This is a genomic window from Moorena sp. SIO3H5, assembly GCF_010692395.1.
GTDB lineage: Bacteria > Cyanobacteriota > Cyanobacteriia > Cyanobacteriales > Coleofasciculaceae > Moorena.
This window is the reverse complement of sequence record NZ_JAAHHS010000285.1, coordinates 1-10,080: the sequence shown is the minus strand read 5'-3', so window position 1 is coordinate 10,080 and position 10,080 is coordinate 1. Positions and strand designations below refer to the sequence as shown.

6 protein-coding genes are annotated in these 10,080 nt (G+C 41.5%); 3 read left to right on the top strand and 3 right to left on the bottom strand.

Annotated features, from left to right (window positions below; translation table 11 throughout):
• Positions 1-115 precede the first annotated feature (115 nt).
• Both F6K52_RS25290 and F6K52_RS25285 read right to left on the bottom strand, forming a co-directional pair.
• Positions 116-895 (bottom strand): DUF3598 family protein, encoded by a 780-nt coding sequence (locus tag F6K52_RS25290; protein ID WP_293084579.1) that lies wholly within the window; start codon positions 893-895, stop codon positions 116-118.
• A gap of 96 nt (positions 896-991) precedes the next feature.
• On the bottom strand, positions 992-1,774 hold the full coding sequence (locus F6K52_RS25285) for a DUF3598 family protein (RefSeq protein ID WP_293084575.1): 783 nt from the start codon (positions 1,772-1,774) through the stop codon (positions 992-994).
• 668 nt (positions 1,775-2,442) lie between these two features.
• Here F6K52_RS25285 and xrtO point away from each other — a divergent pair.
• The 3 genes from xrtO to F6K52_RS25270 all read left to right on the top strand — a co-directional run bounded on the left by xrtO (position 2,443) and on the right by F6K52_RS25270 (position 8,116).
• Positions 2,443-4,158 carry an exosortase O gene (gene xrtO / locus F6K52_RS25280; protein WP_293084569.1) on the top strand — a complete coding sequence of 572 codons (1,716 nt, stop codon included), beginning with the start codon at positions 2,443-2,445 and terminating at the stop codon, positions 4,156-4,158.
• Positions 4,159-4,251: 93 nt separating this feature from the next.
• Positions 4,252-7,065 (top strand): TIGR02921 family PEP-CTERM protein, encoded by a 2,814-nt coding sequence (locus F6K52_RS25275; protein WP_293084564.1) that lies wholly within the window; start codon positions 4,252-4,254, stop codon positions 7,063-7,065.
• Positions 7,066-7,456: 391 nt separating this feature from the next.
• Positions 7,457-8,116, top strand: coding sequence for an ester cyclase (locus F6K52_RS25270; protein ID WP_293084559.1), 660 nt, complete (start codon positions 7,457-7,459; stop codon positions 8,114-8,116).
• A 1,384-nt stretch (positions 8,117-9,500) separates the two neighbouring features.
• Here the strand turns inward: F6K52_RS25270 and F6K52_RS25265 are convergent.
• On the bottom strand, positions 9,501-9,734 hold the full coding sequence (locus F6K52_RS25265) for a hypothetical protein (protein ID WP_293084556.1): 234 nt from the start codon (positions 9,732-9,734) through the stop codon (positions 9,501-9,503).
• Positions 9,735-10,080 lie beyond the last annotated feature (346 nt).

Here is a 10,080-nt window from a genome sequence, read left to right as displayed (position 1 = left end):
GAATTGGGAATCGGGAATCGGGAATCGGGAATCGGGAATCGGGAATCGGGAATCGGAAAAAAGTAGTTTTTGGGGCTGAAGAGTATTTTTAAATATATTTTTTATCATAGTTTTACTAAATTCTAAATACTTCTAGGGTAAAACTGGTAAAACCCGATTGATCATAGTGGCGAGTGCCTCTTTGCAATACAGTCTGGTTAACCAGCCAATCCACTGCCACAAAAAACTCTTTTCCACTCTCTACCTGTGCCGGACAACTGATTGAAATACCGTTAGTAAAGTGTAACTTCAGGTAATCTTCAGGTAAATTGTCTAACGGTTGCCATGAGGTTACTACTGGGGGTGAAATTTGCCAGTCCGGGGTTATTGTTTGGAGTGTTCCTTGCCAGTCGCTACTGATTTGATGGGCGGGAGGTAGAGCGGTCACATTCACGAAGCGATGCAGCGCGGTCTTGGTGGTCCCCCCATGAGCGACTGCATCAAGAAAATGTCCTAGGTGTTCCGGAAAGACAGTAAAGCGTTTTAAGCTGCCACTTTCATCATATTTTGCAATCGCAGTAGCACGACTATTTTCATACCTTAAACATATATCGGAAAAGAAGGTGGAGCCAGATTTTACGTTGGTGGAACCCCAGGAAAAGCCGTTGTCTAAAAACAAGCCGGTTGTTATAGGTTGCTTGTAGGGTTCAAAGATTTTTGTTTCTGTCTTGCCATTAGCATAAGTATAGTGATTTTGGTGATGTATTTCATGACAATCTGCTGTGGGACGAAAGCTTCTAATACAGCGCCAAGATTCTATGACGTCTCCTGTGCTTGAGTATCTAGTCCAAATCCCATAGAAGTCTCCTGAATAATATTGACAGAACTTCTTCCAATTTTGGAGTTTTCGATCCATAAGTTTATTATAAAAAATAAATATAATAGGGAATAAGGAATAGGGAATCGGGAATCGGGAACAGGGAAGTATAAAATGGTAAAACAGTGTATATTATTAATTACTCTTTAAGGTTAAGCCGGATAACTCACCGGATGAATTATAATCAACTAGCAGTTGTTGTCTAATATTAGGATTAACTTGCCAATCTCCAATCACAACGAAAGACATTCCTGGTAATAGTTTGGACGGATAACTTAATGATATCCCATCTGGATAATAAAAGGTTTTATGGTCTGGATATTCCCAAGCTAAATGAGTTGGTATTGGCTGAGATAGTTGGGTGACTGGGGTAAGGGTAATGGATAATCCTTCTTCCCCATTAAGGATATCTCGATCGGGGATTAACTCTGGGTTAAGTGTCCAATGATCACAGGGCTTTTGCAAATCCTCTTCTCGGACACTTACTGTTTGAGTTAATTCCCCATCTGAGTTATACATTACTAGCAGACTATGGCGTAATTCTTGATATCTAAACCAGAACTCTACTGCAAATAACTCCCCTGGTTCAAATCGATTTACTGTCCAAATAGCCGACCCTTGATCAAACATATACATAAATGATGCTTGCTCGGTTTGTTCAGCTAAACCATTGATTAAACTATTGGGAGTATTCTGGTAAACCTTCTCCTCTTCAGTTCCATTCTCATACATATATACGTTAGTTTGGGTAATGTAAGTTTGTTCAGAATCACTAATAGAGCATCGACTACCTACAAAGGATTCCATCACTTCACCTTCAGGGGAATAAATTGTCCAAGACCCATACCAATTCCGTAAATGATGGGTCATAAAATTAGTCCAGTTTTGCTGCTTTAACTGTTCAAATGTCTGATTCATAGCTATTGTGTAAAATTTTGTTACAAAAATAAAAAACTTTCAGAAATTGGAGGATGGTTAACTGGAGTTAACCTAATTTTGGTCTATAAATAACAATAAATTATCTCAGATAGCAAAGGGAACAGGGAACAAAAACTATCACATTTCCGACACGGATCCGTAGATATACTGTTTTTCTACTGTTTTTTAAAATCTGTCCTATAATGGTTGGTAATTTGAAGGGCTACTTAAGCATTCAGCTATTGGCCTTTGGCCACGCTACGCGAACAGCCATCAGTTTATGCGCATCGGCGCGCGCTTTGTTAATAGCTTTTGAATAAAAGATGTAAGCATTCTTTTAATCTCTGTGAGGTCAGCTGTTCGCGTAGCGTGCGGATCGCGCCATGGGCTTTTCCCCAGACTTTCAATTCTGATTAATCTCGAAGTATTAAATTCTCCCTAAAGTTTATTTCAAGCTGACCGCTGAACGCGCACGCGTGGCCAAAGGCCTTCTGCTGACCGCTGACTGCTTACGGTCACAGTTGCAGAACCTATGAACTATGTACGATCACAGCAAGCTAAAACCCATGAGGGGGCTATAGCTTTTTTAGAAATGCTCTGCATAAGTGACAGGTCCCGATAGATAGTCCTTTTTAGCAAACTTTATTCCTTTGAAGGAGAAACGTTTTATGACAGCTGGGATGAATTCAGATCCCCCCAGAGGTCAAAACCTCGCCAGCACCATCGTGCTGGTAGTGGCTTGGCTTTTGGGGAATATCTGGGCACTGCAATGGCTATTTGAGTCATTTAAGTATGCATCACTGCTAAATCTGATGCTAATCGGTGTTGTGCTCATGGCTTGTTTGGTACAGCTATGGCGCGATCGCTTAATTATAACTGTGTCAGCAACTCCCACTTTAAGACTCTATCCCCTGTTGCTAATGTTAGGGTCTGGGATTAGTGCGATCGCATTCAGGTGGTTGGTGTATCTCCCACAACTCAACTTACTCCTATTCCTACTAGGTAGCTATGGGTTATGGGGCTTGTTTATCCCACCATCCCTTTGGCGTAAAGGGTTACCTGCTGCAATTTTAGTTGCTTGTGTTGTCCCTTTCAGCACTGAGTTTAACAGCGGTTTGGGTTTCCCAGTAAGGGTGATCACTGCTCATGCTGTGGAACAGATGCTATCAGCTTGGCACATTGTAGCTATCTCCTCCCACGACATTATTGTCATGGAAAACGGCATTGCTCAGGTAGATTTGCCCTGCAGTGGTCTGAAAAGTTTGTGGACAGGGACTTTGTTTTTACTGGCAGCTACTTGGTTAGAACGTCGTCAGCTGGGGATACGTTGGTTACTGGTTTGTACTGCAAATCTTGTGCTGTTAGCGATCGCTAATACAATCCGGGTGCTGCTGTTAGTCATGATTATAGAAGTCTGGCAACAACAACAAATTGCTGAAGTGCTACATGTACCTCTCGGACTGATGGGCTTTATCTTGGCTTGTGCCTCCAGTTGGATGCTGCTGCAAACCGTTCCTCAGAATTCCGGGGGTTTGATGTTGGCCACAACTGTGTTTAGGGATTTGTCATTGCTAGGTAAAGATAAGAAACAAAGGAGTTTGGAAAAAGGAAACCCATTACGAAAGGGAAATTTAGGATATTGCTCTAATTCCGGTCTGGCACTAAAGGATGATCAGTGGCGGCTAAACAAACAAAACAGACATCTCCAGGCTACTGCTCTAGTTAAGACTGGTGTCAGCTATGAGTTTCAGCAAAAGTCTAAGAGTATCACTTGGCTGTTGATTGTAGTTATAGCTCTAGGGCTGGTAGGTCAAATTCAGCCAATTCAAGAGAAAGTAAATGCCATCGCATCGATTCAATTACCCCAGCAACTGGTATCTGAACCCCTACCTCTAACGGAAGCTGAACAACGATTTTTTGATAATCCTGCCTTACCTATTGCTCAAAAGCAACGGTTTGTCTATGGCAATCTCTCCGGTTCAATGCTGTTGGTGGCCAGTAGTGCTTGGCAAGCTCACCATCCACCAGAATTATGTTTGGTGGGCAATGGTTTCAAGGTAGACTCCATTAAGCCAACCTTGCTCAATCAGTCAGTAAAAGCACGGTGGCTATCTCTGGAAGACGGTAAACGTTCAGCAACCTACTGGTTTCAATCACCCCAAGGAACTACAGATGATTTCCTATCCCGAATCTGGGATTATATCGCCCATCGCAACAAGACTTGGGTGCTAGTTTCTGTCCTCTTCGATAATGAACACAATCCCGATAGTGCTGAAATTGATAATTTTGCTAGCGCTATCCATGATGCTATTCACCAAAGCTTAACATCAGCGGTCAGTGGTCAGCCGTCAGCCATTGGCCAAAGGTCTTTAGCTGATAACTGAACGCGCACGCGTGTGCGTAGCACATAAGCTGATAACTGATAACTGATAGCTGATAGCTGATAGCTGATAACTGATAGCTGATAGAGCAATACAATGAATTACAAATCTCTAAAACAAATCCTTGATGTCAGTTTTCACAGTATTTTTTGGCTGTGGAATCTGATGTTTATCACAGTTGTATATATTGGCATCTTGCCAATTATTGGTATTCCCTTAATCCGAGAGACCGTTGATGGTGCTATTCCGGTCGATTTCTTGGTTACGTTTGTAGCATTAATTGCAATACCAACTGTCTGTACTGTCATTGGTGCTTGGCCTCTGAGGAAGCAACCAAGGGAGTTAATGCGCTTGTTTTATGGTGTGGAAGCACCCTTGTTTGCTTGGTGCCTGATTCGTTTGTTCTTGATCCGAGAATTTACCAGTGTTAGCACCTTAGTATTGGGTACAGTTTTGGTGTGTATCCTGGCATTTGCTGCCGAAGTATTATGGGGATATGATGCTAATCGTAAATCAGTAGCATGGCTACAACTAATCACTCACAACTTGATGCTTTTGATTAGTATTTATGTAGGATTATTGCTGTTTTTTTATGTGATACCTGCTGCTGGTGCTTCCATCCAAAGTTTCTTCACATTCCACTGGCTATATCATCTGTGGACAGTGTTGATATATGGTCACATAATCGGTTTGTTCATGTTACTCCTATTTGGATTTAGCATTACCCTATTTCTAGGAATGCCCTCAGCATTTACAGCTCTTTATCTACATTCTGGATACCGGATATTAAAGGCTTTTGCTGGACAGTATGGGCGCAATCGGGCGATTCAAGGGGCAGTAGCTGTGGTTACTGTCTGGATAATTCTGTTCTTTTCCTTGAATGTACAAGCTCAAGTTGAGGCATTTAAACTCCTAGAAAGTTATCCAAAAACGAATAGCGATCGCCAAGCATTGATAGCTAAGTCTGATGTAATTCGCACTGGGTTAGTTAATGCTAATTTGTTTCCCTATCGGTATCTGAGTAGCAGAGAAGATAATAACCATATCTACGCGATGTACAAAGATGTGTTTTACCTGCCAGATTTCCTGTGTGAATTTTTACAGAATAGCTACAATCTGGTTATGTCACCGTTTTTGTATAATGGCTCACGAGACGATGTGGAAAAAGCTCAACAGCTTTACGGAGAATTCTTTGATACACCACTTCAGAAAGCAGAACGAAAAGCTGTTCAACATGCCTTACAATCCACAGCGATTATTGACCAAGCTAAGGCGGGTTTGTTGAATATCGATCAAGAACGGGTGTGGCTACGAAAGCAAGAGGTAACCTTAGATGCCCATGGGGATTGGGCAGATGTGGAAATCTACGAGGTGTATGAGAATAAAACTACTGATGTTGAAGAAGTACTCTACTATTTTTCCTTACCAGAAGGGGCAGCGATTACTGGCTTGTGGTTAGGTGAAACCGATGACCGCAATCAGCGCTTTCCATTTCAAGTCTCCCCACGGGGTGCTGCACAACAGGTTTACAACTCCCAGGTCAGGCGAGTGCGTCCTGTAGACCCAGCGCTGCTTGAGCAAGTCGGACCCCGGAATTATCGTCTCAGAGCATTTCCCATTCCTCGTCCGTTATCCTCATGGGAGAGGAGAAATGGTAGCGATCGCGCAACGGAAATGCATCTGTGGCTGACCTACAAGGTGATGCGACAAGAGAAGGGTTGGCCGTTACCTGAGTTAAACGAACAACGGAATATCTTTTGGACAAATCGCACCAAGCGCATCCGCAATGGTAAAGTAAAACGGGGTTTTTCTGATCGGTGGTTAGAAGCATATTTACCAGCAAATCAAGCCCAGCAACCCATGGTTCATCAGGTGAATTTATGGGATGGCTACCGCATTTCGGCTAAACCGTTAGACCTGTTGCAGAAATCAGCAATAGCAAACACTAACCTCTCGACATTAAAGAATAAGCGGTTTGCTGTTATTCTCGATAGTTCCAGGAGTATGGCTGCTCAAGCATCCCAGGTCAAAGAGACATTCACTTGGCTACAACAACAGGGTTTTGCTGATCAGAGCTTGACTAACAATGATGCGGATTTGTACATCACTGACGCAATAGATAACAAGATCGATCATCAAGCTAAACGCATTGATGATATCAGTGATTTTAATCCTGCTCAGATTACCTTTTATGGCTCTATTCAACCTGAACAGATGCTGCAACAGTTTGAACAGTTGCGTGGCAATACCCCTTATGACGGGATATTACTGGTGACTGATCAGGGTAGTTATGAGTTATCTGAGGATAATACCAATGTGGCGGTGGTGGCTGCACCCCTGTGGATGGTTCATTTAGGCAATCAATTACCCTCAGCCTACAATGATACGATTTTAAAATTGATTCAAAATACTGGTGGTGGTGTCTCTACGGATATCCAAGGGGTAATCCAGCGGATGGCAATTCAAGAAGCCTTGGGGTCATCGGTGGTAAGTGTGGCGGATGGCTATGCTTGGTTTATGGAATCAGGAACTGCTGAGATTACTACTGAAACTGGATTTGAACCACTGGCGGCCAGGCAACTTATCCTCGGGTTGAGTGGAAACCTGAATGGTTCTCTAGAAGAACTGGATCGGATTCATGGCATAGCCAAGACCTATGACATTGTCAGTCCCTATTCATCCATGATTGTGCTGGTGAATGATCAGCAACGAAGGATGCTCAAAGAAGCAGAAGCGTCAAGCGATCGCTTTGACCGAGAGGTGGAAACTGGGGAAGAACAGTTGAATCAGCCGTCTAATCCCTTTACTGTTTCCGGTGTTCCTGAACCAGAGGTATGGATGTTGATCTTGATAAGTGCGATCGCGCTTTTGATTATTAGTAGACGGCAAAAAATTACTGTTGACGGTTAACGCTCAATAGTTGCCAATTATTTCATCAATAAGCAAGGGCAAAGGTAAGGGTTACTATCCCATTTACTTTGTCCTTTTTACTTTTTCAGACAACACGGGTCAAAATCTCTCCAGCAACTCGCTCCGCTGATTCCAACGCTGATTCCTTACCAGGAGATGCGATCGCAGTCATTAGTTTGTAGTCATTATCGCATTATTTGATAATTTTATTATTTTATTGTCTTGATGCAGTCGCTCATGGGGGGGACCCCCAAGACCGCGTTGTATCGCTTTATTGTTTACTATTACAATCTGATCAGATAGTTTAATTTTTATGTACTTGCCATGGTAACAAGAAGACAATTTAGCAAAATTGTTGAGAAATTATAATCAATTGAACTGAGATACTTCAATGAGTAATAGTCAGTCCACAGGATTGCCTCTTTGGGTGCAGCAAAGAGATACAGTTATCGCTAATGATGCTGGGGTTGAATGGCGAGAGGGCAAACGCCCTGATTATGCCGAAACTAATGAATTTCTTAAGAAAGGGAGTAAATTCAATCATCCAGAAGGGTCTTTGGAAGCGATCGCTCAAAACTTAGTTAGAACCTTCGAGATGGAAGCCTCCTATAAAGCGAATCCTGAGCAGTGGTTGTCTATTGTTGCCGACCAGTTTCGGATGAGCACTAACGGTGGACCAAAGTACAATGCCCAGACTGTTGCTGATGTCGGCACATACAACGTATTTCTTGGGGATACGGAACACTATCACTCCACAGAAGAAACCTTTGAATCATCAATAGAAATTTTCCATAACGCTTTTCCCAATGGCTTTCTTTGGGAACTGATGGAAGTGCTTTCCGGACCTCCTAATGTCACCTTTAAGTGGCGGCATTGGGGCACGTTTAGCGGTTCCTTTAAAGGCCATGAACCCACAGGAGAAACTATAGAAGTTTTTGGCATCAGTATTGCTCGGGTTACTGAAGACTTGAAGATTGTCTCCTTGGAGCATTTCTTCGATAACAGTTTGTTTCTCAAGCAATTAACCTCAGGCTGTCCCTTCCACTCTTAAAATTTCAATAAGATTAATCGTAGGGTGGGCAGTGCTTGACACCGATAAGATTAGCTTAATATCAAGTTATTAGGCACTGCCCACCGACTAAAATTTTAATAAAATTAATCGTAGGGTGGGCAGTGCTTGATACCGATAATATTAGCTGAATATCAATTTATTTAGCACTGCCCACCAACAGAATATTAATTATCAAAATAGTCTAAATTTTTAATAATATTAATCCGATGGTGGGCAGTGCTAAATAACAATGTAAAAGGTTATGATATCAAAGCTAAGCACTGCCCACCCTACATCTCTACTACATCTCTACATCAACTCAAAGGCGAACGCACTAAATTTTCAATAAAATTAATCGTAGGGTGGGCAGTGATTGACACCGATAAGATTAGCTAAATATCAAGTTATTAGGCACTGCCCACCGACAGGATATGAATTATCAAAATAATCTAAAGTTTTAATAACATTAATCCGATGGTGGGCAGTGGCTAATAACAATGTCAAAGGTTATGATATCAAAGCTAAGCACTGCCCACCCTACATCTCTACTACATCTCTACATCAACTCAAACGCGAACGCACTAAATTTTCAATAATAAAATTAATCGTAGGGTGGGCAGTGCTTGACACCGATAATATTAGCTTAATATCAAGTTATTAGGCACTGCCCACCAACAGGATATTAATTATCAAAATAGTCTAAATTTTTAATAACATTAATCCGATGGTGGGCAGTGCTAAATAACAATGTCAAAGGTTATGATATCAAAGCTAAGCACTGCCCACCCTACATCTCTACTACATCTCTACATCAACTCAAACGCGAACGCACTAAATTTTCAATAATAAGATTAATCGTAGGGTGGGCAGTGCTTGATACCGATAATATTAGCTGAATATCAAGTTATTAGGCACTGCCCACCGACAGGATATTAATTATCAAAATAGTCTAAATTTTTAATAATATTAATCCGATGGTGGGCAGTACTTGATAGGAATTGAAAAGGTGAATATGGGGAAGCTAAGCACTGCCCACCCTACATATATAGCTTAAAACTGACCCAATAATTAATAACTCCTATATAACAATAAAAAAAAATCGGTCAAGGTCTGGTTAATCCCAAGTCTTGACCGATTTCTATTTTGTAAGCTTCCACAAGTACAGCTGAGCTGCACTCAACTCTAAATCACTGTCTTGATGCAGTCGCTCATGGGGGGAACCCCCAAGACCGCGCTGCATCGCTACTGATCAACTATCGAATTAGTCAGCAACTACTCGAAAGTAACCACCTCCCAACTCATCCTTCATCCTGATATATACCCCTCCACAAAACAATTTTCACGATTCATAGTCGCCAGGGCGACGCCCTGGCAATTTACTATCCTAGTCTAGGTATAAGTATCGAATCAAAAAAGTCGTAACCTGACCAGATTTTCCGGTAGGCTCGAAAGCGCTCCACTCGTCGGGATAGGCGTATTTAAGGGAATAGATAGCATTAATTGTTTTGCGAACCTTTTCAGGAGAACCGATCAAGATGTGCTTGACTTTTTTAGGTTTGCGACCTGGCTTTTCAGGGTTGGTATTTTCATCGGAGTTGGGTGGAAGGTTGTCATTCATCAGTAGTAATTCCTTAAAACTGCTTACACTATTAATATATACATAAATTAATTTACTGTCAAGGTATTTAGAAAAAAAATTTTAATAAAAAAAAATTAAATTGCTATAATAATAAATAGGTAATAAATAAGAGTAAATAACCATAAATATATCTGAGACTTACTGTATAAAAGCTATAGCTTTTATCATTTATTACTACTGCTGCTAAGCTCCCTGCTACCTTAGTTAAAATACTATATATATTTTTTTTTATAATAAGGTATAAAATTATGAAATTCATCAAGGCTTAGGAGGGCACTGGAGCCAGAGTCTCCAACATTAGTTCCCAGTCTCCGGCTGGGAACGA

What these genes read in the sequence shown, in the direction of transcription:
- F6K52_RS25290 (WP_293084579.1), bottom strand. Translation starts at nt 895, where the DNA reads ATGGATCGAAAACTCCAAAATTGGAAGAAGTTCTGTCAATATTATTCA.
- F6K52_RS25285 (WP_293084575.1), bottom strand. Translation starts at nt 1,774, where the DNA reads ATGAATCAGACATTTGAACAGTTAAAGCAGCAAAACTGGACTAATTTT.
- xrtO (WP_293084569.1), top strand. Translation starts at nt 2,443, where the DNA reads ATGACAGCTGGGATGAATTCAGATCCCCCCAGAGGTCAAAACCTCGCC.
- F6K52_RS25275 (WP_293084564.1), top strand. Translation starts at nt 4,252, where the DNA reads ATGAATTACAAATCTCTAAAACAAATCCTTGATGTCAGTTTTCACAGT.
- F6K52_RS25270 (WP_293084559.1), top strand. Translation starts at nt 7,457, where the DNA reads ATGAGTAATAGTCAGTCCACAGGATTGCCTCTTTGGGTGCAGCAAAGA.
- F6K52_RS25265 (WP_293084556.1), bottom strand. Translation starts at nt 9,734, where the DNA reads ATGAATGACAACCTTCCACCCAACTCCGATGAAAATACCAACCCTGAA.